This window comes from Vibrio sp. CDRSL-10 TSBA (assembly GCA_039696685.1).
Taxonomy (GTDB): domain Bacteria; phylum Pseudomonadota; class Gammaproteobacteria; order Enterobacterales; family Vibrionaceae; genus Vibrio.
The window spans coordinates 2,677,690-2,700,864 of sequence record CP155566.1 but is presented as its reverse complement, the minus strand read 5'-3'; the positions used below and the strand labels follow the sequence as shown (position 1 = coordinate 2,700,864).

Annotated in this window: 17 protein-coding genes and 6 pseudogenes; 20 read left to right on the top strand and 3 right to left on the bottom strand. The window is 50.7% G+C overall.

Annotated elements, in window-relative coordinates; all coding sequences use genetic code 11:
- Positions 1–198: 198 nt before the first annotated feature.
- From ABDK09_20240 to pgpA, 17 genes and pseudogenes are all read left to right on the top strand, one after another.
- Positions 199–1,216: pseudogene (locus ABDK09_20240) on the top strand (TRAP transporter substrate-binding protein).
- 124 nt (positions 1,217–1,340) lie between these two features.
- Entirely contained in the window at positions 1,341–1,832 is a 492-nt protein-coding gene (locus ABDK09_20235; protein XAW89162.1) for a TRAP transporter small permease, read from the top strand.
- 47 nt (positions 1,833–1,879) lie between these two features.
- Complete coding sequence (locus ABDK09_20230; protein XAW89161.1) at positions 1,880–3,199, top strand: TRAP transporter large permease subunit; 1,320 nt, start codon at positions 1,880–1,882, stop codon at positions 3,197–3,199.
- Positions 3,200–3,473: 274 nt separating this feature from the next.
- On the top strand, positions 3,474–4,766 hold the full coding sequence (locus ABDK09_20225; protein XAW89160.1) for an NCS2 family permease: 1,293 nt from the start codon (positions 3,474–3,476) through the stop codon (positions 4,764–4,766).
- 39 nt (positions 4,767–4,805) lie between these two features.
- Complete coding sequence (gene gpt, locus ABDK09_20220; protein ID XAW89159.1) at positions 4,806–5,270, top strand: xanthine phosphoribosyltransferase; 465 nt, start codon at positions 4,806–4,808, stop codon at positions 5,268–5,270.
- Positions 5,271–5,360: 90 nt separating this feature from the next.
- Positions 5,361–6,608 carry an esterase FrsA gene (gene frsA / locus ABDK09_20215; protein ID XAW89158.1) on the top strand — a complete coding sequence of 416 codons (1,248 nt, stop codon included), beginning with the start codon at positions 5,361–5,363 and terminating at the stop codon, positions 6,606–6,608.
- A 98-nt stretch (positions 6,609–6,706) separates the two neighbouring features.
- Entirely contained in the window at positions 6,707–7,096 is a 390-nt protein-coding gene (gene crl, locus ABDK09_20210; protein XAW89157.1) for a sigma factor-binding protein Crl, read from the top strand.
- A gap of 120 nt (positions 7,097–7,216) precedes the next feature.
- Positions 7,217–8,350 carry a glutamate 5-kinase gene (gene proB / locus ABDK09_20205; GenBank protein ID XAW89156.1) on the top strand — a complete coding sequence of 378 codons (1,134 nt, stop codon included), beginning with the start codon at positions 7,217–7,219 and terminating at the stop codon, positions 8,348–8,350.
- 18 nt (positions 8,351–8,368) lie between these two features.
- Positions 8,369–9,619, top strand: coding sequence for a glutamate-5-semialdehyde dehydrogenase (locus tag ABDK09_20200; protein XAW89155.1), 1,251 nt, complete (start codon positions 8,369–8,371; stop codon positions 9,617–9,619).
- Positions 9,620–9,721: 102 nt separating this feature from the next.
- Positions 9,722–10,171 carry a transcriptional regulator NrdR gene (gene nrdR, locus ABDK09_20195; protein ID XAW89154.1) on the top strand — a complete coding sequence of 150 codons (450 nt, stop codon included), beginning with the start codon at positions 9,722–9,724 and terminating at the stop codon, positions 10,169–10,171.
- A gap of 12 nt (positions 10,172–10,183) precedes the next feature.
- Positions 10,184–11,294 (top strand): annotated as a pseudogene (gene ribD / locus ABDK09_20190) (bifunctional diaminohydroxyphosphoribosylaminopyrimidine deaminase/5-amino-6-(5-phosphoribosylamino)uracil reductase RibD).
- Positions 11,295–11,297: 3 nt separating this feature from the next.
- Positions 11,298–11,954 carry a riboflavin synthase gene (locus tag ABDK09_20185; GenBank protein XAW89153.1) on the top strand — a complete coding sequence of 219 codons (657 nt, stop codon included), beginning with the start codon at positions 11,298–11,300 and terminating at the stop codon, positions 11,952–11,954.
- Positions 11,955–11,992: 38 nt separating this feature from the next.
- Positions 11,993–13,102 carry a bifunctional 3,4-dihydroxy-2-butanone-4-phosphate synthase/GTP cyclohydrolase II gene (ribBA, locus tag ABDK09_20180; protein ID XAW89152.1) on the top strand — a complete coding sequence of 370 codons (1,110 nt, stop codon included), beginning with the start codon at positions 11,993–11,995 and terminating at the stop codon, positions 13,100–13,102.
- A 230-nt stretch (positions 13,103–13,332) separates the two neighbouring features.
- On the top strand, positions 13,333–13,803 hold the full coding sequence (gene ribE, locus ABDK09_20175) for a 6,7-dimethyl-8-ribityllumazine synthase (protein XAW89151.1): 471 nt from the start codon (positions 13,333–13,335) through the stop codon (positions 13,801–13,803).
- A complete protein-coding gene (gene nusB / locus ABDK09_20170; GenBank protein ID XAW89150.1) occupies positions 13,803–14,273 on the top strand; it encodes a transcription antitermination factor NusB in 471 nt (156 codons plus the stop codon). The genes ribE and nusB overlap by 1 nt, the downstream gene beginning before the upstream one ends.
- Positions 14,274–14,468: 195 nt before the next feature.
- Positions 14,469–15,444, top strand: a pseudogene (thiL, locus tag ABDK09_20165) (thiamine-phosphate kinase).
- Positions 15,441–15,947, top strand: coding sequence for a phosphatidylglycerophosphatase A (gene pgpA, locus ABDK09_20160; GenBank protein ID XAW89149.1), 507 nt, complete (start codon positions 15,441–15,443; stop codon positions 15,945–15,947). The pseudogene thiL and the gene pgpA overlap by 4 nt, the downstream one beginning before the upstream one ends.
- A 64-nt stretch (positions 15,948–16,011) precedes the next feature.
- Here pgpA and ABDK09_20155 read toward each other — a convergent pair whose 3' ends face one another.
- The 3 genes and pseudogenes from ABDK09_20155 to map all read right to left on the bottom strand — a co-directional run bounded on the left by ABDK09_20155 (position 16,012) and on the right by map (position 20,156).
- Positions 16,012–16,392 (bottom strand): DUF3461 family protein, encoded by a 381-nt coding sequence (locus tag ABDK09_20155; protein ID XAW89148.1) that lies wholly within the window; start codon positions 16,390–16,392, stop codon positions 16,012–16,014.
- Between the two features lie 141 nt (positions 16,393–16,533).
- Positions 16,534–19,160: pseudogene (gene glnD, locus ABDK09_20150) on the bottom strand (bifunctional uridylyltransferase/uridylyl-removing protein GlnD).
- A 152-nt stretch (positions 19,161–19,312) separates the two neighbouring features.
- Positions 19,313–20,156, bottom strand: a pseudogene (gene map, locus ABDK09_20145) (type I methionyl aminopeptidase).
- A gap of 411 nt (positions 20,157–20,567) precedes the next feature.
- Between map and rpsB the strand changes: the two are divergent.
- The 3 genes and pseudogenes from rpsB (at position 20,568) to pyrH (ending at position 23,163) form a co-directional block, all read left to right on the top strand.
- On the top strand, positions 20,568–21,296 hold the full coding sequence (gene rpsB, locus ABDK09_20140) for a 30S ribosomal protein S2 (GenBank protein ID XAW89147.1): 729 nt from the start codon (positions 20,568–20,570) through the stop codon (positions 21,294–21,296).
- A gap of 135 nt (positions 21,297–21,431) precedes the next feature.
- Positions 21,432–22,274 carry a translation elongation factor Ts gene (gene tsf / locus ABDK09_20135; GenBank protein XAW89146.1) on the top strand — a complete coding sequence of 281 codons (843 nt, stop codon included), beginning with the start codon at positions 21,432–21,434 and terminating at the stop codon, positions 22,272–22,274.
- Positions 22,275–22,433: 159 nt separating this feature from the next.
- Positions 22,434–23,163 (top strand): annotated as a pseudogene (gene pyrH / locus ABDK09_20130) (UMP kinase).
- Positions 23,164–23,175 lie beyond the last annotated feature (12 nt).

Here is a 23,175-nt window from a genome sequence, read left to right as displayed (position 1 = left end):
GTTGATTGCATGTTAGACACAAACCTCAGTCGACCCTAAGTACCAGTTTGTCACAAACGTTGGTACCAGTTGGCACTAACCCGCTGGTACCATAACAACTGCCCGACTGGCACTATCGCATTCCTGCCGTGTTCTTCATATTGAGTCCGGGAAACAAATAAATAACAAAAGTGTAACCATGCAGGAAGAGAAATTTCTATGTTAAGCGTTAAAGGAACTAAACTGGCGAAAGCCTTTCTGACCGCGGCGCTGGGTGTCAGCACTCTGGTCTGTTCAACCGCTGCCATGGCGGCTGATTACAACTGGCGTTTCGCCAACTTATATGGTCGTGGCACTGCCTTTGGTGAAGTGTATGAAGACCTGGCCAAAAACATTGAAACCATGTCAAACGGCCGTATTGCTGTGCAGGTGCTTTACTCCGGTGAGGGGGTGGGTACCAGCGGCATTCTGACTGCGGTGAAATCGGGTCTGATTACCATGGGCGCACCGTTTCCAGCCGATGCATGCGGGTGAATTTCCTGCTGGTGTGGTTGAAGTCGGTTTACCTGGCGGTACGTCGGATGTTGCCGAGCTGACCACCTTGTTTCACGACAAAGGCTGGGGCAAGGTTCTGAAAGAAGCATACGGTTCACAAGGCCTGGAATGGCTTGACCCGTACATTCAGCCACCGGTTTACATCATCACTAAAGAGCCAATCAATTCTATCGCCGATTTCAAAGGTCTGAAGATTCGTGCGCCAGGTGCGTACGGCAAATTCCTGCGTAATTTAGGCGCTTCGCCAGTTTCTCTGGCCTGGAGTGAAATCTACACCTCACTGGCTACCGGTGTTATCGATGGTTCTATCGGTTCTAACATGATTGACCACCGTGACGGTAACCACGTTGAAGTGGCTAAGTACATGTATCCGCTGCCTCTGGCAGGTGCGCAGGTACTGCCTATCATCGTTAACAAGAAAGAGTGGAACAAACTGCCACAAGATCTGCAGGCGATTGTGAAAGCGGCGACCGCGGTTCACGCTCAGGAGCAGATGTCTAAATCAAAACTATGGGAATCTCAGGCCGTTGCTGACATGGAAGCCAAAGGTCTGCTATGGAGCCCGCAGCCTTCTGACGCTGACAAACAAGCCTGGAACGAGGCGGGTCTGTCACTGGCGAAAGAGTACGCAAGTGAAGATAAGTACTCCAAACAGCTGGTTGATATTCTGGAGCAACAATAAGGCATAACGCAGGTGGACCCTCTGGGTTCACCTGTTTTTTACAGGGAGTTTATTTATGCTTGAAGCCATTTTACTGAGGTATTGCCAATTCACGAAATACATCGTCAGTCTGATTGGACGCTCAGTGTCGTACTTGCTTCCCGTTTTGGCTGCGATCGTATTCTATGAAGTGTTTGCCCGTTATGTGTTAAACAAACCGACCATCTGGGGTTACGACACGTCACTGTTTTTATTCGGTTACATTGCAGCCCTTGGCGGCGCGTATGCACAGCAGCGCGAAGCACACATTAACGTGGATATTGTCCACGCCAAAGTGTCAGAGAAGACCCGCCGTGTTTTTGATGTCCTGACCGGCATCCTGGCGATTGGTTTCTTGGCGGTGATGGCCAAAACCTGCGGCAGTATGTTTTTTGAAGCCCTGGAGTTTAACTATAAAACTCAGAGTGAGTGGGCGCCTGCGATGCACCACTTCTGGCTGATGATTACCGTGTCTGCCATCATCTTTATCGCCGAATATTCCACTGAGCTGATCGCAAACCTGTTCTTTTTGATCAAAGGCCGCGAATTAAATGGCGATGTTCACAAACACGTCCATCTGAGCGAAACAGCCCTTTAAGGTCGATAACGACCAGTTGAATTCCGTTTTTGACAAGGAGAACACAAATGGGAATTGAGATGTTAACCCTGGTGTTGCTGGGCTGTATTCTGACCGCGTTTGTCCTCGGTGCTCAGGTGGGGCTGGCACTGGGCGGAATTGCCATGGGGGTCGGTTATCTGACCTGGGGCGAGTCGATGTTCAACATCATTCCGACCACAGTGGAAAGCACCTTCTTTAATTTCATCCTGCTCGCTATCCCGCTCTATATCTATATGGGGCAAATCCTGACCCGTTCTGGTATCGGTGATGCGATGTTTAATGCCAGCCAGCTGCTGATTGGCCGTGTGCGTGGCTCTCTGGCCATCAGTGTTATCGGTGTGTGTTCGATGATTGGTGCCATGGTGGGCATTATCGGTGCCGGTATCATGACCTCAAGTTCTATCGCACTCAAACCTATGTTGGAGCGTGGTTACGATAAGAAGCTGGCGCTGGGTGTGATCATGGCCGGGGGCTCGCTGGGGATCCTGATTCCGCCGAGTATTCCGATGATTATGTTCGCTTCGGCGACGCAGAACTCCGTGGGTAAAATGTTCCTCGGGGCTATGGTGCCGGCTCTGATCACCATAGTGTTATTGATTGCTTATGTGGTGATCAGCTGTAAGCTGCGTCCTGAGCGCGCACCGCTCGACAGTGACAATGACATCGAAATCCCGAAAGGGTATGAGATGTTTAAGACCATTCGTGATGGTGCCTCTTCGTTTGCACTGATCGTCATCGTGCTGGGCAGTATTATTGCCGGGATCGCGACGCCAACCGAATCCGGTGCGCTGGGGGTAGTCGGGGCGATTCTGCTGTCGATTCTGTTTAAACGTTTTAAACCTGAGCTGTTGATGCGCTCCGGAATGCAGACTGCGCTGCTGGTCAGTGTGGCGATGTGGATTATTCTCGGCGCGTCGGTATTCAGTAATTTCCATTTGCTGATGGGAATTCAGGGCATGGTGTCCGGTTTTACCCGCGACCTCGACCTGCCGCCGATTGTGATTATCATGATGTTCCAGGTGATCATGCTGCTGCTGGGTTTCATCATTGATGAATTCATTATCGTACTGATGTGCGCGCCGATTTTCACCCCGGTTGCGGTATCGCTCGGTTATGACCCGATTTGGTTCGGGGTGCTGATGATTCTTAACATCGTGATTGCGGTGCAGACACCACCTTATGGTTTTGCCTTGTTCTACCTGAAAGGTATCGCGCCGAAAGGGGTGACCATGATGGACCTGTACAAGTCGGTGACGCCGTTCATTCTGGTTCAGTTTACCGTGCTGGTCATCTGTATGCTGTTCCCGGATCTGGTCACCTGGTTGCCTAATAAGGTGATGAACTAGCTGGTTTAAAATGTGATCATCTGAGGTTTATTCTGCAACTCTCCCTTTTATGATTCAGTAAAGGGAGAGTTAGATCTCGTTTTTGCAAGTTATTAAAAAAATTGGTATTTTTGCTCTAAAATCCCGCGCTTTTGTGCCATTCTGGTCTTATTCTGTTCCCGCCTGCTTCTCGTTCCCATAAATTCTGTCTGGAATTTGTGATTTGATAACTTTATAATCTGCGCCCAATCGATTACGCAACCGTTTACTCTTTTACCTTTATTAGGAATCGAACATGCTGGAAAGGCTATTCAAACTCAGTGAATATGGCACTAACGTGCGCACTGAAGTCATTGCCGGGATCACCACCTTCCTGACCATGGCTTACATTATTTTTGTTAACCCTGCGATTCTTTCCGACGCCGGAATGGATCACGGCGCGGTGTTTGTCGCGACCTGTCTGGCAGCGGCGGTCGGCTGTTTCATCATGGGCTTCGTGGCTAACTACCCAATCGCCCAAGCGCCGGGTATGGGGTTGAACGCATTCTTCACTTACTCAGTGGTACTGGGTATGGGTTACACCTGGCAGGTTGCGCTGGCAGCAGTATTCTGCTCAGGCGTGCTGTTTATCATTCTGAGTCTGTTTAAGATTCGTGAGTGGATCATCAACTCGATTCCATTGTCGCTGCGCACCGGTATCTCGGCCGGTATCGGCCTGTTTCTGGCGTTCATCGCGCTGAAAAATGCGGGTATCGTGGTTGATAACCCGGCAACTCTGGTTTCACTGGGTGGCATCACTTCTCTGCCTGCAGTACTGGGTTCTCTGGGCTTCTTCCTGACCATCGCGCTGGTACACCGCAACGTGAAAGGTGCTGTTATGATCGCAATCCTGGCGATTACTGCGCTGGGTCTGCTGTTTGGTGATGTTCAGTGGGGCGGCATTGTGTCTGCGCCACCAAGTATTGCGCCGACATTCCTGCAACTGGATTTCTCTTCTGTATTTGAAGTCGGCATGATTTCGGTTGTGTTTGCCTTCCTGTTCGTTGATCTGTTCGACACTGCCGGTACGCTGGTGGGTGTGGCAACCAAAGCGAACCTGATTGGTGAAGACGGCAAAATTCCACGTCTTAACCGCGCACTGCTGGCGGACTCTACCGCAACTTCAGTGGGCGCTCTGCTGGGTACCTCAAACACCACCTCTTACGTTGAGAGTGTATCAGGTGTCGCAGCAGGCGGTCGTACCGGTCTGACTGCGGTTGTGGTTGGCATTCTGTTTGTGCTTGCACTATTCTTCTCGCCATTAGCGGGTATGATTCCAGCTTACGCAACGTCAGGTGCGCTGTTTTATGTGGCGATTCTGATGTTGTCTGGTCTGGTCAGCATCGACTGGCGTGACCTGACCGAAGCGGCGCCAACCGTCGTGACCTGTCTGCTGATGCCACTGACTTTCTCGATTGCAGAAGGTATCTCAATGGGCTTTATCGCTTATGCAGTGATCAAGCTTCTGAGTGGTAAAGGTCGCAGCGTATCACTCAGTGTCTGGGTGATGGCAATCATCTTCGCGGCTAAATACATTGTGGCTGCGTAAGCGCAGTCCACTACATTTTTTAAAGTTAGGTTTATCACAATGAGCAAAAAATTCGTTATCACTTGGGACAATATGCAGAAGTACTGCCGTGAACTGGCACAACTTCAAATGCCTGCAGAACAATGGAAAGGTATCCTGGGTGTGAGCCGAGGTGGCCTGGTACCAGCAGCAATTCTGGCCCGCGAACTGGGTATTCGTTACGTAGATACCGTGTGTATCTCCAGCTACGACCACGATCACCAGCGTGACATGAATGTTCTGAAAGCTCCTGAGCACGATGGCGAAGGTTTTATTGTTGTTGATGACCTGGTCGACAGCGGCGATACAGCACGTAAAATCCGTGAAATGTATCCAAAAGCGAAATTTGTTACTGTATGTGCTAAACCAGCGGGTAAAGACCTGGTTGACGAGTACATCGTAGATATTGAGCAGGATACCTGGATTGAACAGCCATGGGATATGGCGCTGTCTTTTGTTGAGCCGGTTAACCGCAAACAAAAATAAGTCCAAGATCGCAACTTTATTTGATAATGGCCCTGTATAGGGCCATTTTTTTTATTACTATTAGGCCATTGCCCTCAACAGAGACGCGTTATGTCCGAAGAAGTCAGTAAAAACCTTTCTGAGACGTTATTCCAAAAGTACAAGCAAGCTCAAGAGACCTCATCACTCACTCAATACATGCCGAGCAGCCATAAGTTCCTGGCCGATAAAATGGCAGAGGAGGGGCATGCCTGGTATCGCAACCTGCGTCGCTTACAGTGGGCGTGGCAGGGCATTGATCCGATAGAGCAGGAAGAGGTACTGGCCCGGATCGCATCGTCTACACATTCGCGCACTGAAGAGCAGTGGCTGGATACCGTCATGGGCTATCACAGTGGTAACTGGGCATTTGAGTGGACTAAGCTCGGTATGCGTCACCAGTTACGGGCTCAGCAGCAGCAGGGCGAACAAGCCGCAGATGAAATGTTTTCCGCCTCGCTTTGTTTCAGCATTGCCGGCTACCCGCACCTGAAAAATGACAATCTGGCAACTCAGGCCCAGGTGCTGGCCAATACGGCTTATGCGCAAGCGGCGACTCACACCAAGTACGTGATTAAACGTCTCGAGTTTCCGTTTAAGAATAAAAAAATCATTGGTCATCTGCATTTATCGAAAACCGACAAACCACAGCCGGTGGTGATTGTCAGCGCCGGGCTCGACAGTCTGCAAACTGATATGTGGCGCCTGTTCCGCGATTTTCTCGCCAAGCGCAATATCGCCATGCTGACTTTAGATATGCCGTCAGTCGGTCAGAGCTCGCACTGGACCCTGACCGAAGATTCTTGCTGTTTACATCAGGAAGTCCTGAGCCAGCTGCATACCCTGCCGTGGGTGGATCACTTCCGGGTCGGGCTGATTGGTTTTCGCTTTGGCGGCAATGCCATGGTGCGGCTGTCGTTTCTCGAACCTGAGCGCATCAAAGCGTGTGTCACACTCGGCGCGCCGATTCATGACGTGCTGGTTTCACCGCCGAAAATGAAAAAAATGCCGAAGATGTATATCGATGTACTGGCATCGCGTCTGGGCAAAAACGCGGTCGATATTGACAGTCTGGCCGGGCAGATGATGGCCTGGTCTCTCAAAGTTCAGGGCTTTTTATCCAGTCGGCGCACCAAGGTGCCAATCCTGGCCATGGGTCTGGAGGGCGATCCTGTGTCACCTTATAGTGATAATCAACTGGTTGCGCTCTTTAGCCAAGGTGGCAAAGCTAAGCAAATAAAAAGTAAGACAATCAGTCAGGGTTATGAGCAATCCCTCGATTTGGCGATAAATTGGCTAGAAGATGAACTCTGTAGGTGACTTTTTGCACAAATTAGTTAAGAGTGGTGAATGTGTATTATTAACTTCATGATTAATAATAATAATTGTCATTCTTAACATGGAAGCAAGGAGTCAATATGTCTGAGATGGCGCAAAATCCTACTCATTATCGTTTGTTGGCAGCCCTGAAGGCAATCGGTCCGTATTTGCGCGAAGGACAGTGCAAAGAAGGCTTTTATCTGTTTGATTGTCTCGCGGTGTGCGTCAACGACAAGAAGTCACCGGAAAAACGTGAATTCTGGGGTTGGTGGATGGAATTAAATGCCAGCGGCGACGGTTTTGAGGCCAATTATCATATCGGGCGCTACAATCTGGCCGGTGAGTGGGACAGCGATGCTCCGCCTGCTAAAGCACTGCCGGAAGTCAGCCGTATTCAGGAAGAGTTTCATCAAAAACTGGAAGATACCCTGCAGCAGCGTTTCGCTCTCAGCTTAACCCTGGACGCAAAATCAGCCGAATTTGTCTGATTCGCCCTTAGTATTGGAAAACTGAATCAAAAAGGTGCTTTTAGCACCTTTTTCTGCTTGTGCATTGGTCAGTTGATTGCTAAAACATCCTCTCTCAAATGTTTCCACCAAGAAGAAATCATGAAATCGAATCAACAAAGCGGAAAAGCTTCACAAACAGTGATTGTGAAACTAGGAACCAGTGTTCTTACCGGTGGTACATTGGCGCTAGACCGTGCGCATATGGTCGAACTGGCGCGTCAGTGTGCTGAACTGAAAAAACAGGGTCACTCAGTGGTGATCGTGTCGTCTGGTGCAATTGCAGCAGGCCGTGAACATCTTGGTTACCCCGCATTGCCCAACGCGATCGCCAGCAAACAGCTTCTGGCCGCTGTCGGGCAAAGTCAGTTGATTGAAGCGTGGGAACGTCTGTTCTCTATTTATGGGATTAAAATTGGTCAGATGTTGCTGACTCGCGCCGATCTGGAAGACCGTGAACGTTTCCTTAATGCGCGCGATACCATTAATGCCCTGGTTGACCACGGTATTATTCCGATCGTGAATGAAAATGATGCGGTAGCGACCAATGAAATCAAAGTCGGCGATAACGATAACTTATCGGCGCTGGTCGGTATTTTGTGTGGTGCCGATAAATTACTGCTGCTGACTGATCAGAAAGGTTTGTTTACCGCTGACCCGCGTAAAGATCCCAACGCGGAGCTGATTAAAGAAGTCAAAACCATCGATGACACTCTGCGCAAAATTGCCGGTGGCAGCGGTACTACATTGGGGACCGGTGGTATGGCCACTAAGTTGCAGGCGGCGGACATCGCGCGCCGGGCCGGCATAGAGGTTATCATAGCCGCAGGTCGTGCACCGAACGTGATTTTTGACTCACTGAGCAATAACCCGCAGGGTACTCGTTTTCTGCCGCTGGAAGAGTCGCTGGAAAACCGCAAACGCTGGATTCTGGCCGGTCCGGCCGCATCCGGTGATATTTTCATTGATGACGGCGCCGTGCGCGCAGTAACCACCAAAGGCAGCAGCCTGCTGGCTAAAGGCGTGGTGCGTGTTCAGGGCGAATTCTCCCGTGGTGAAGTGGTACGGGTGACCAATGGTCATGGCCATCTGATTGCGCGTGGTATTGCCGCGTACTCGAGCCACGACATGGCAAAAATTGCCGGTAAGCACAGTAAACTTATTATCGAAACACTTGGCTATGATTATGGCTCAGAAGTGATTCACCGCGACGACATGGTCGTGATTCAGGAATAGAAGTAGGGAGAAGAGAAAGTGGATTTAACCTTGATGGGAAAAGCCGCCAAACAGGCCGCTTTTCAGTTAGCCACCGCCTCGACGGCACAGAAAAACCAGGCGCTGGCGATTATTGCCGATGAACTGGAAGCAAATGCTGATGCAATTCTGGCTGCGAATGCCAAAGATATTGAACTTGGCCGCGCAGCCGGTCTGACCGATGCGCTGCTGGATCGTCTTTTACTGAACGAAGCGCGCCTGAGCGCGATTGCCGGTGACGTGCGTAACGTGATCAGCCTGAGCGATCCGGTGGGCAGTGAAATTGACAGCAAGGTGCTGGAAAACGGCATGTCGCTTTCTCGCCGTCGCGTACCTCTGGGTGTGGTCGGTGTCATTTATGAAGCGCGTCCTAACGTGACCATCGATATTGCGGCATTGTGTCTGAAAACCGGTAATGCTTCTATTCTGCGTGGTGGTAAAGAGACCTTTTTCTCCAATATGGAACTGGTCAAAGTGATTCAGTCGGCGCTGCAGAAAGCGGATCTGCCTGCTGCATCAGTGCAGTACATTGAGAAACCGGATCGTGAACTGGTGACCCAACTGCTTAAACTGGATGACTACGTCGATATGATCATTCCGCGTGGTGGCGCTGGCCTGCACAAGATGTGTAAAGAGAACAGCACCATTCCTGTGATTATCGGCGGTTTTGGTATCAGCCACATTTTTGTCGATGCCAGTGCCGATCTGGATAAGTCAGTTGACGTGATTGAAAACGCCAAAGTGCAGCGTCCGTCGGCCTGTAACGCACTCGATACCTTGCTGGTGCATGAAGCCGTAGCGCAGCCGCTACTGGAAAAACTGATTGCCAAACTCGGCAACAAGGTCAGTTTTGTCGCGGAAGAAAAAGCGCAACCACTGATGACCTCAGCGGCGGAAGTCCGTGCGGCCCAGGCGGGTGATTTCGATATGGAATGGCTGAGCTACACCCTGGGCGTTAAAGTGGTTAAAGACGTGCAGGAAGCGATTGAGCACATGCGTGAGCACAATGCCAGTCACTCGGATGCCATCATGACCAATGACCTGTTCAATGCTGAACTCTTCATCAATTCTGCCGGTTCGGCTGCGGTGTACGTCAATGCTTCGACCCGCTTCACCGACGGTGCTCAGTTTGGTCTGGGGGCTGAAGTCGCGGTGTCTACTCAGAAGCTGCATGCACGCGGACCTATGGGCCTTGAAGAGCTGACCAGCTACAAATGGGTCGGGAAAGCGAACTACTTGTCACGCAGTTAACAAAATCGCGTGAAGTTGAACTGAAAAGGGGCGTATATGCCCCTTTTTCTTTTCTTCATTCAAGCAATTCCGGTACACTGACAGGATTGTTATGGAGGTGATATGCATTGTCCTTTTTGTTCTGAGAACGATACAAAAGTGATCGACTCACGTCTGGTTGCAGATGGCCACCAGGTGCGCCGCCGTCGCCAGTGTCTGGCTTGTAATGAACGTTTCACCACATTTGAAACGGCCGAACTGGTGATGCCGCGTGTAATCAAGTCTAACGGCAACCGTGAACCGTTTGATGAAGACAAAATGGTAGGTGGTTTGCAGCGTGCACTGGAAAAACGTCCGGTCAGCGCCGATTCAATTGATCTGGCTATCACCACCATCAAATCCAAATTACGTGCTACCGGCGAACGAGAAGTGCCGAGTAAGCTTATCGGCAATCTGGTCATGGAGCAGCTCAAAGAGCTGGATAAAGTGGCCTACATCCGTTTTGCCTCGGTATATCGCAGTTTTGAAGATGTACGTGAATTTGGTGAAGAGATTGCCAAACTAGAAGATTGATCATTTCCGACTATGCCTACATTTACTCCTTTTGATTTTCAGATGATGTCCCGCGCGATCAAATTAGCCCAGCGCGGGCAGTTTACCACTGCACCTAATCCGAATGTCGGCTGTGTCATCACCCAGGGTGAGACGATCGTCGGTGAAGGTTTCCATTTTCGTGCCGGTCAGCCCCACGCTGAAGTCCATGCGCTGCGCATGGCGGGTGAGCGTTTCGCAAGGTGCGACCGCCTATGTCACCCTCGAACCCTGTTCTCATTACGGTCGCACTCCGCCGTGTGCCGAAGGCCTGATTAATGCCGGTGTGGCGAAAGTGATCTGCGCGATGCAGGACCCGAATCCTCAGGTTTCCGGACGCGGTATTCAGATGCTGCGCGATGCGGGCATTGAGGTAGAAGTGGGCTTGCTGGAGCAGGATGCGTACGCGCTTAATCCGGCTTTCATTAAACGTATGCAAAGCGGCATGCCGTTCGTGCAACTTAAGATGGCTGCCAGTCTGGATGGACAGACGGCGCTCGCCAACGGACGCAGTCAGTGGATCACCTCTGCGCAGGCGCGTCGTGATGTGCAGGCCTTGCGCGCTAAAGCAGGTGCTGTTCTGTCAACCAGCCAGACAGTACTGGCCGATAATGCCTCGCTGACGGTACGCTGGTCTGAGTTACCGCAAGGCGTTCAGGACGCTTATGCTGAGCAGGAGTTGCGTCAGCCGGTGCGTGTGGTGCTGGATCGTCAGCACCAGCTGCATCCGGAACTGAAACTGTATGCGGCAGACGGCGCGGTACTGCGCGTGGCCGAACAGGACGCTGAAGTATGCGTGGCGGTGAATACGGATGGTCAGCTCGACCTCGCTCAGGCTCTGGGAGCACTAGCTAAGCAGCACAACATCAACCATATTTGGGTAGAAGCAGGGGCAACTCTGGCCAAATCACTGCTGCAGCAGCAACTGGTTGATGAACTGATTTTATATTTGGCACCAAAGGTGATGGGCAGCGACGGACGCGGCCTGTTTGGAGCTTTGGGACTGACCGATATGCAGCAGGTTCTGGATGTTAAAATTCAGGATTGCCGTATGGTCGGCCCGGATATTCGCATCGTGGCAAAGCCACAATTGAAAGATGATTAGATTATGTTTACTGGAATTGTCGAAGCGGTCGGTACGCTGACTGCGATTACGCCAAAAGGCGAGGACATCAGCATCTCTGTCGATGCCGGCGCTCTGGATATGAGTGATGTCAAACTCGGGGACAGTATTGCTACCAATGGTGTCTGTCTGACCGTGGTGGCATTTGATGACCACAGCTACAGCGCTGATTTGTCGCTCGAGACCCTGAAAAAGTCGGGTTTTGCTCACTACAAAGTGGGTGACAAAGTAAACTTAGAAAAAGCCATGTTACCGACAACCCGTTTTGGTGGTCATATCGTGTCGGGTCACGTGGATGGCGTAGGTGAAATCGTTGAACGTAATGCGGTCGGTCGGGCGATCGAATTCTGGGTCGCGATTCCAGCTGAGCTGAGCAAGTACATCGCCGAGAAAGGTTCGGTAACGGTTGATGGTATCAGCTTAACCGTCAATGACTTGCGTAAAAATGCGTTTAAACTGACCATAGTGCCGCACACTTCCCAAGAGACGACGATCGACCAGTTCCAGGTCGGACATAAAGTGAACCTGGAAGTGGATGTGCTGGCCCGTTATCTGGAGCGACTGCTGCAGGGCGGTCGTCAAGCCGAGCAGCCAGAGTCACGCATTACAATGGAATTCTTACAACAAAATGGTTTCGCGTAACACGTAACGTGCGCGCACCGGACAATAGGACGAGAATCATGCCAATTAGTACGCCGCAAGAAATTATCGAAGATATTCGCCTCGGTAAGATGGTCATCCTGATGGATGATGAAGACCGGGAAAATGAAGGTGATTTGATCATGGCTGCCGAGCATATTACGCCGGAAGCGATCAACTTTATGGCGACCCACGGCCGCGGTCTGATTTGTCTGACCATGACCAAAGAGCGTTGTCACAACCTTGGCCTGCCACCTATGGTGCAGGATAACAATGCTCAGTATACCACCAACTTCACTGTTTCTATTGAAGCGGCCCGTGGCGTAACCACTGGTATCTCTGCCGCTGATCGTGCCCGAACTGTGCAGGCGGCGGTAGCGAAAGGCGCAGTAGCTTCTGACCTGGTCCAGCCTGGTCATATCTTCCCGCTGGCCGCACAGGACGGCGGTGTGCTTATTCGTGCCGGCCATACGGAAGCCGGTTGTGACCTGGCGCGTCTGGCGGGCCTGGAGCCGGCTTCGGTGATTGTTGAGATCCTCAATGATGACGGCACGATGGCGCGTCGCCCGGATCTGGAACTGTTTGCTGACAAGCACGACATTAAACTGGGCACCATTGCTGATCTGATCGAATACCGCAATAACACCGAAACCACGATTGAGCGTGTTTCTGAGTGTAAGCTGCCGACCGAGTTTGGTGAGTTCGACTTGGTGACCTATCGCGATATCATCGATAACCAACTGCATTATGCGCTGAAGAAAGGCGATCTGGTTACAGAAGTACCGCTGGTTCGGGTTCATCTGCAAGATACGTTTACCGATCTGCTGCGCAGTGACCGCAATGCCGAGCGTAGCTGGACGCTGGACAAAGCGATGAAACGCATCGGTCAGGATGGTGGCGTGCTGGTTATCCTCGGTAATGAAGAGTCGACTGAACTGCTGCTGCATCGTCTGAAAATGTTTGAACAGCAGGACAAAGGTGAAGCGCCGACACTGGCTAAGAAACAGGGCACCTCGCGTCGCGTCGGTGTCGGGTCGCAGATCCTGGCAGATTTGGGTGTGAGTGATATGCGTCTGCTGTCGTCACCGAACAAAAAATACCACGCTTTAGGTGGCTTTGGCCTCAACGTGGTTGAGTACATCTGCGAGTAAGCAAACTTCGCTCAGGCCCGTTGATGGGTCTGAGCAATAAAACCGATACCTGTCGCCAAGGTGGGCGGCAAGTGTTTAAGCCTTAATAATAAATTCAAATTCAATCAAGTTCTCAGGGAGAGGGCTGGGTCAGTGTGGGCTGAGTGTGTCAATTTCCATTAGATATCGCTCACAAAATTGTGCTAGAATCCGGCGATTCTCACTTGATGAACATAGTTAAAGGAAAGCTTATGAAAGTGATCGAAGGTGGTTTCCCAGCACCAAATGCAAAAGTTGCGATTGTGATTTCTCGTTTCAACAGTTTTATTAACGAAAGTCTGCTGTCTGGTGCCATCGACACTTTGAAGCGTCACGGCCAAGTGAGCGACGACAACATCACTGTAGTTCGTTGCCCGGGTGCGGTAGAGCTACCACTGGTTGCCCAACGTGTGGCGAAAACCGGTAAATTTGATGCGATCGTATCGCTGGGTTCAGTAATTCGTGGTGGTACACCACACTTTGACTATGTTTGTAGTGAAATGAATAAAGGTCTGGCACAAGTGTCGATGGAATTCAGCATTCCTGTCGCATTCGGTGTTCTGACCGTTGATACAATCGATCAAGCTATTGAACGCGCAGGAACCAAGGCTGGTAATAAAGGTGCAGAAGCTGCACTAAGCGCACTTGAGATGATTAACGTTCTTTCTGAAATTGATTCCTAATGGGGGCCAGTGTGAAACCAGCCGCACGTCGTAATGCACGCCAGTTTGCGCTACAAGCTATTTATTCGTGGCAGATTACTAAAGATAATGTTGCGACTATCGAAGAGCAATTTTTATCCAGTGGTAAGTATGATGAAGAAGAGCATCATGCTGCAGAACCTGCACTTTCAGCGCCAGAAACTGATGTGGCATACTTCCGTGACCTGCTCGCAGGGGTTGTTCTGAACCACACTGAATTAGACAGCAAACTACGCCCGTTTGTATCTCGTCCTATGCAGGATCTGGATATGATGGAGCTGGCGTTGCTGCGTCTGGCGATGTACGAAATGACTCGCCGCGATGATGTTCCTTACAAAGTGGTCATCAATGAAGCGATTGAACTGGCTAAAGTCTTCGCTGCAGAAGACAGCCATAAATTTGTGAATGGTGTGCTGGATAAAGCCGCACCCCATGTACGCAAAAAATCGTAATTCGCTTTACAATGAAAAGGTCAGCAATCGCTGACCTTTTTTATATCGTCAATTTCGTGTTTTCTATATAGTAAATTTCGTCTTTCTACACAGTTCGTTTAATCTTTCTGTCTAGTACGTTTGGTCTTTCTATATAGTTCGTTTAGTCTTTTTCTATCGTCAATTCAGTCTTGTCGACAAGACTTGGTACTCCTGATGTTTGGTGAATTTAACCTAATCGATAAGTATTTTTCTGCCCGTCAGGCGCAGCGCAAAGATGTCCACCTGACTCTCGGTGACGACTGCGCCATCGTCAAAGCACCTGATAACGTGCGTATTGCCATCAGCACCGATACCCTGGTTGCTGGTACTCACTTTCTGGCGGATGCCAATCCGGCCTGGGTGGCGCATAAGGCACTGGCCTCTAACCTGAGTGATTTAGCCGCGATGGGCGCGACACCGGCCTGGGTTTCTATGGGGCTGACTCTGCCGCAGATTGATGAAGCCTGGCTGGAACCATTTTGTAATGCGTTCTTTGAGCTGGCCAATTACTACAACATTCAGCTGATAGGTGGTGACACGACCAAAGGTCCGCTCAGCATTACGCTGACAGTTCAGGGCTTTGTGCCGCAAGATAAAGTCTTACTGCGTAACCAGGCTAAAGTCGGTGACTGGGTGTATGTGACCGGTGAACTGGGTGACAGCAAAGCGGGGCTGGATGTGATTCTTGATCCCGCCAAACGGCATGAACCATTCGCCGCTGAGCTCGAGCAGCGCCACTATCTCTCTACTCCACGCATTCTGGCCGGGCAGGCTCTGCTCAACCTCGCTTCCGCAGCAATCGATATCTCGGACGGTCTGATTTCAGACCTGGGGCATATTCTGCATCAGTCACAGGTCGGTGTGAGTCTGGATGTCAACTGTCTGCCGATGTCGAAAGAAACTGCGTCAGTTTGCCCCTTCGATTCAGGTTGCGCAGCAGTATGCACTGACCAGTGGCGAAGAGTACGAATTGTGTTTCACCGTCCCTGAGCAAAACAAGGGCACGCTCAATAGTGCGTTGGCGCACTGCGGCACCAAAGTGACCTGTATTGGTCAGATTCGCCCGCAAGGTGTGTTTGAGCTGATGAACAACGGCCAGAAACTAGATTGGTCGCTGAGCGGCTATGATCACTTCAAGGAAGTAAAATGACCAATCCCAAGTCTCGTTTACATATGAATAATCCGTGGCATCTGCTGGCTACCGGGTTCGGCAGTGGTCTGTCGCCTGTGGTGCCAGGCACGATGGGCACTCTGGCATCGGTGCCGTTTTATCTGCTGCTGGCACAACTGCCGCTGGCACTGTATGTAGTGGTGATTGTTGCCGCTTCTGTGATTGGAATTAAAATCTGTCAGGTCACTTCTGATGACATGCAGGTGCACGATCACGGCTCCATTGTGTGGGATGAATTTGCCGGATTCTGGATCACCATGCTGGTGGTACCGGTCATGCAGTTACCGGTGCTGGACTGGCGCTGGCTGGTCACTGGCTTTGTGCTGTTTCGCTTCTTTGACATGGTCAAACCCTGGCCGATTGGCTGGCTTGATAAGCGGGTTCACGGCGGATTCGGCATCATGCTCGATGATCTGGTGGCCGGTGTGATGGCGGCGATTGCTCTGGTGCTGGTCGGGCACTGGGCCGGGTGGCTGGTTTAAACGAAAAAAGGTTCCTGAAGGAACCTTTTTTGTTGGTCGGTGAACGTACTGCTGAGCAGGCCGGTTACAGTTTTTCCAGATCGGCTTCAATCTCGGCAATCTTACTTGCGACCACCTTTTCCAGGTGGCGCAGGTCGTTGAGAATCTTCTGTTTAGTATCCGTTGTGCTCACGCTGACATGACGGGTCACTTTGTTGAGCTCTTCAATCACCAGAGTCAGGTTTCGGTTGATTTCCGTGACCTCTTTGTACTGATGGCTGCCACTGTCGACCAGGACATTTTTAACCTGGCGTGGGTATTTGAACTTAACACTTTTGGCAAACAGCTCGCCTTTCTGCTTCTTGAAATAGATTTTCAAGACATCTTTGTGTGCCTCCTGGCGCAGCGAATAGCGTTCAATTTGCGTCGGTTCGGAAATTCCTAGACCCGTGAGGTGTGGAAACATAAGCGACCTCTTTATTATCAGTACGATAGTGAACAGTGAGACGGTTATTAATAATGTAGCAGCCTGTCACTGACTGAGATAGCTTACTTTATACCCACACCTCTAACTTGTGGGCAAGATCGCGCTTCCCGCGAGTTTGTCCTAATTCGGCGCAAGTTCGGAGACGTTACTTACCAGATGTTCACGCAATGTCTGTTCTTCTTCCTCACTCAGTTTACCGCCGTGGGCGCCGGTCAGAATGAATAAATCTTCTGCCCGTTCGCCGATGGTGGTGATTTTTGCCGCGTGCAAATCAAGATTCAGTTCGGAGAAGGTGGCACCGACGGTAGCCAGTAATCCCGGCGTATCGAGCGCGACAAACTCCATCAGGGTACGTTTTTTACTCTTGGTGGGTAAAAAGTCGACCTGGGTTTTGACTTTAAAATGTTGTAACTGACGCGGAATACGGCGTGGGCGGATTTTAGGCCGCTGGCCTTCCTGCAGTACCTGTAACAGTTGCTGGGTTAAAGGTTCGCGGTTGGCTTCTTCAATCGCATTACCGTTTCTGATCCAGGACCATAAAAGTATCGAGTACATAGCCGTCTTTGCTGGTCATAATCTGGGCGTCATGGACGCTGAGATTGCGCCGGTCGAGCTCAGCCACCACAGTGGCAAACAGGGCTGGCTGGTCTTTGGTATAGACAAAAATTTCGCTGCCGCCGCGCGGTGCTTTTTTACTGATCATCACCATGGGTTTAGTGTGATCTTCCAGACGCAGCAGGTGTGTGCCGTGCCAGGCGATCTGTTTATGAGTGTGACGCAGGAAATAGTCGGCTTTGAAACGTTGCCACAACAGCTCGATTTCACGCGCACTGAAGCCTTCTTTGCGCAGCAGGGCAGAGGCCATCTGTTGGTTGTGACGGATCCTGTCGCGGACGTCGACCGGGTTTTCCAGTCCGCGCCGCAGGGCGCGCTGGGTTGAGTAGTAAAGTTCGGCCAGCAGGGTGCGTTTCCAGCTGTTCCACAATTCCGGGTTGGTGGCACAGATATCCGCTACGGTCAGACACAGCAGGTATTCCAGGTACTCTTCATCGCGTACTTTTTTGGCAAACTCGATAATCACATCCGGATCGTAGATGTCGCGGCGCTGGGCGGTGACCGACATCAGCAGGTGGTTTTGTACCAGCCAGGAAACCAGTTTAGCTTCCGGTTTGGACAAGCCGTGTTCAATACAGAAGTCGTAGGCCTCAACTGCGCCGATTTCAGAGTGATCGCCGCCGCGGCCTTTACCGATGTCATGGAAAATGGCTGCCAGGATTAACAACTCTTTTTTCTGGATTTTAGGGTAAACTTCACAGCAAATCGGGTGTTTATCATGGTTTTTCATGTCAGAGAAGACATGAATATGCTTGAGCAGGCGAATGCTGTGTTCATCGACGGTATAGACGTGGAACAGATCGAACTGCATCTGGCCGACAATCTGGCTCCATTGCGGCAGGTAAGCCGCCAGTACGCCCAGTTTGTGCATCAGGCTGAAGGCTTTATGCAGCGCATTGGGGTGGCGGGTCAGCTCCATGAATTTTTCCCGCGCCGCCGGAATAGTGTGCAGGAACTTATTCAGACGCCGACGCGCCGTGCGCAGCTGGCGCATGGTCGGTGGTGACACACCTTCTATGCTCGAGTCATTGGCAATATGCAGGAACATGTCGAGAATGGTTTCCGGACGGGCCTGAAACAGCGCCGGTTTACGCGCTTCAATCAGGTTGCCGCGGCGCTGAAAGTCATCGTCGATGATTTGCGGCTCGCACTCTTCACCGTTATTGAGGATCGCCTGATCAAACAGCTTAAGCAGCATTTTGTTGAGTTCAGCTACCCGGCGCAGGGTACGGTAGAACTCTTTCATCATCATTTCGACCGGACGGTTATGTTCACCGGTGAACCCCAGGTGTTCAGCGACCTGAGCCTGATGGGCAAATGTCAGTCGGTTGTCGTAGCGTTTCAGCTCCAGATGGAGGGCAAAACGTACCCGCCACAGAAAGTCCTGACACTCGACCAGTTCACGAAACTCCGCATCGGTCAGAAAGCCAAACGTGCTCATTTCATACAGCGTCTTGGCCCCGAAGTGGCGGCGCGCTACCCAGCCCAGGGTATGGATGTCGCGCAGGCCGCCCGGCGTTGATTTAATGTCCGGTTTCCAGATTGTAGGTGGTGTCGTGGTAGCGTGCGTGACGCTCACGCTGCTCCTGAATCTTGGCGCGGTAAAAGGTTTCACTGGGCCAGAAGCTTTCTGAATGGATAACCAGTTTCAGGCGGTGGAAGGTCTCTTCACTGCCGCTCAGCAAACGTGCTTCCTGCAGGTTAGTGGCGACGGTGAGATCTTCGCGGCCGATATCGCCGCATTCAGAGACGGTACGTACCGCATGACCGACTTCAAGACGCAAATCCCATAAGAAGGTGATGAACTCGCTGATTTTGGCGGCGATGTCGTCGGGGAGCTTGTGGCTGGAGACCACCAGAATATCGATATCGGACAGCGGATGAAGCTCGCCGCGGCCGTAACCGCCCACGGCCACCAGGCTCATCTCTGCGATTTGATCAAAACCGAAGTGGCGCCATAAACGGTTGAGCAACAGATCCATGTATTCGGCACGGCCGATAACCAGATCGGCAACCGGATGATGGCTGAGGAATTCGTCTTTCTGATACTGGGCAAACTGTTCGAGCTGCTGTTTCAGTTCACTGATGGTCAGTTGTTCTTCGCTCAGGCTCACAGGAGATAAATAGGGCATAAGTGCGTCCATGCAAATGTTTCAATACATACTGTGATTGAATTTATCAGATAACGGTCAGCGGCCTCAAGATATTACGTCAGAGCTGCCAAGGCGTGGGGCCGGAAACCGGGGATAAAAAAATCCCTGCCGAAGCAGGGATTAGAAGCGGGTTATGCGTTGTGGAACACGCGTGGGATGCTCTCTTCCTCACGCAGGGTCAGGATTTCGCAGCCGTCTGCGGTGACCAGAATGGTGTGTTCCCACTGCGCCGAGTTTTTGCCGTCGGCGGTGTAAACGGTCCAGTTATCTTCATCATCCAGACGGCAGCCGAACTTACCGGCGTTAATCATCGGCTCGATGGTGAAAATCATTCCTTCGCGCAGCACTGTGCGGTCGCTGTTGCGGTAGTGCACAACTTGTGGCTCTTCATGGAAGCCGGCACCGATGCCGTGGCCACAGTAATCACGCACGATAGAGAATTTCAGGCGCGGGTTATTCTTGTTGTTGGTCTTGATGTGTTTTTCAATCGCGGTACCAATCTCACCCAGTTGTGTACCCGGTTTGACTTTTTTCAGTGCCAGGTACAGACATTCCTGCGCAACCAGGCACAGGCGCTTATCCGCCGGAGCAACTTCACCGACCTGGAACATCTTCGAGGTATCACCGTGATAGCCATCTTTAATCACTGTGATGTCGATGTTCATGATATCGCCATCTTTCAGCACTGCCGGGCGGGTGATCTGGCCGTAAGCAGTGTCTTGCTCTGCCGGGATGCCGTGGCAGACGATGTGGTTGATTGACGTACAGATAGATTTAGGGAAACCGTGATAATTGAGAGGAGCCGGAATTGCGCCCTGAACTTCAGTGATGTACTTGTGACAGATCTGATCCAGTTTCTTCGGTCGTTACGCCCGCCTTAACATGAGGTTCAATCATTTCCAGAACCTCAGCCGCCAGACGGCCGGCTACGCGCATTTTTTCAATTTCTTCAGCAGTTTTAATAATTACAGACATCGGCTTTCTCTACTAACGCTTATGCACACACATTGTGCTAATCGGGCTATTGTAACAGTGGAAGAGGGAAGCGCAACAATACCGTCAAGTAAGAATGAGAATCAGAGGTGATTGAATTGTCATTAACCAGGCTGCCGCGTGTGTCAAAAAGAGAGCGATAACGGGCATGACGAGCGAGGTCCGGCTGTGAGGCCGACCGATTTTTTACTAGCCACCTGAGCGCAAAATATGGTATAAAGCGCGCCGGAAACCCGGTCTGATTTCTTCATTTGGCGAAACAGATACGATTCCACTAACATTTAACTTTAAATCACACACATTCCGACACATGATCCGGGGTGCCTCCAGCGTAAGTCTGAGAGGTCGGAAACATGGGGGATGTGGAGGCCTAACCCCATAGAGGATTATATAATGGCAACTGTATCAATGCGCGATATGCTGAAAGCTGGTGTTCACTTCGGTCACCAGACTCGTTACTGGAACCCAAAAATGAAGCCATTCATCTTTGGCGCTCGTAACAAGGTTCACATCATCAACCTGGAAAAAACTGTACCTATGTTCAACGAAGCTCTGTCTGAGCTGGTTAAAGTTGGCGAGAAAAAAGGTAAAGTTCTTTTCGTAGGTACTAAGCGCGCTGCATCTGAAGCGGTTAAAGAAGCTGCTATTGCTAGCAACCAGTACTACGTTAACAACCGCTGGTTGGGCGGTATGCTGACTAACTGGAAAACTGTTCGCCAGTCAATCAAGCGTCTGAAAGAGCTGGAAGTACAATCTACTGACGGTACTTTCGACAAGCTGACCAAGAAAGAAGCTCTAATGCGTACTCGTGAAATGGAGAAGCTAGAGAAGTCTCTTGGTGGTATCAAAGACATGGGCGGTCTACCAGACGCTCTGTTCGTAATCGACGCTGATCACGAGCACATCGCAGTTAAAGAAGCAAACAACCTGGGTATCCCAGTATTTGCAGTAGTTGATACTAACTCTAGCCCAGACGGCATCGACTACATCATCCCAGGTAACGACGACGCAATCCGCGCTGTTCAACTGTACCTGAACGCTGCTGCTGCATCTCTGACTGAAGGCCGCAACAAAGACGTTGCAGCTGTTGCTGACAAAGACGACTTCGTAGAAGCTGAATAATAGCTGCTCATAGTAATACTTAGTTCTATGTGCCACAAAGCTGAAGCATAAGCTAAGTTATTATAGTTAGCATTGGGGGCCGAAAACGTAGGCCCCCAATTTTTACCACATCCAGAATCAACTGAGGAATAGAGAATGGCTGTTACTGCTGCTCTAGTTAAAGAACTGCGCGACCGTACTGGCGCAGGCATGATGGAATGTAAGAAAGCGCTTGTTGAAACTAACGGTGACATCGAGCTAGCGATCGAGAACATGCGTAAGTCAGGCGCTGCTAAAGCTGCTAAAAAAGCAGGCAACGTTGCTGCTGAAGGCGCGATCATCATCAAAGAAGGTGAAGGCGTTGCGGTTCTTCTTGAAGTTAACTGCCAAACTGACTTCGTAGCAAAAGATGCAAACTTCGCAGCATTCGCTGAGAAAGTAGCTGTAGAAGCACTGGCTTCTAAAGTATCTGTTGAAGAGCTACAAGCTAAATTCGAAGAAGAGCGTGTTGCACTGGTTGCTAAAATCGGTGAAAACATCAACATCCGTCGCGTACAGTACGTACAGGGTGTAGCTCTAGCTTCTTACCGTCACGGTGAGAAAATCGGTGTTGTTGTTGCTGGTGAAGGCGACGCAGAAACACTGAAGCACGTTGCAATGCACGTTGCTGCTTCACGTCCAGAATACGTGAACCCAGAAGATGTACCAGCTGACGTTGTTGCTAAAGAACGTGAAGTTCAAGTAGAAATCGCAATGAACGAAGGCAAGCCTAAAGAAATCGCTGAGAAGATGGTTGAAGGCCGTATGCGTAAGTTCACTGGCGAAGTTTCTCTGACTGGCCAGCCTTTCGTAATGGAACCTAAGAAATCTGTAGGTGAAGTTCTGAAAGAGAAAAGCGCTTCTGTAACTTCATTCGTTCGTCTGGAAGTAGGCGAAGGTATCGAGAAGAAAGAAGAGCTGAGCTTTGCTGAAGAAGTAGCAATGGCTCAAAAAGGTTAATCCTTTTCGAGACTGCTCAGATAAAGACCGTAGCCCAGGCTGCGGTCTTTTCACGACTAGGCATGCATTTCGTTTAGCCGTGATGATTGGAGGTCTTAACCTGGCCTCCAATCATGACTGTTAAACAACTCTTTGAACTCTCTTTGGAAGGTAAAGTCCATGACAACGAACCCTAAACCAGCATATCAACGTATTCTGTTAAAACTTAGCGGTGAAGCGCTTCAAGGCGAAGAAGGTTTTGGTATCGATCCAACCGTTTCTTGATCGCATGGCGCAGGAGGTCAAGGAACTGGTAGAACTTGGTGTTCAGGTTGGCGTTGTTATCGGTGGCGGTAACCTGTTCCGTGGTGCTGGTCTGGCTGCAGCTGGTATGAACCGCGTTGTGGGTGACCACATGGGCATGTTGGCAACAGTAATGAATGGTCTGGCAATGCGTGACGCACTGCACCGTGCTTATGTAAACGCACGCGTAATGTCAGCAATTCCTCTGAACGGTGTGTGTGATGACTACAACTGGGCAGATGCGATTAGCCAACTGCGTCAGGGCCGAGTGGTGATCTTCTCTGCAGGTACCGGTAACCCGTTCTTTACTACTGATTCGGCTGCATGTCTGCGTGGTATCGAAATTGAAGCGGACATAGTTCTCAAAGCGACAAAAGTCGACGGCGTTTACAGTGCAGACCCGGTAGCCAACCCAGACGCACAGCTGTATGATAAGCTCGCATACAACGATGTACTTGAGAAAGAATTGAAAGTTATGGATTTGGCGGCATTTACTCTGGCTCGTGACCACAAGATGCCAATCCGTGTCTTCAACATGAACAAACCTGGCGCTCTGCGCCGCGTAGTGATGGGTGAGACGGAAGGTACTTTGATTACCTCCGCTTAAGAATCACTGGCA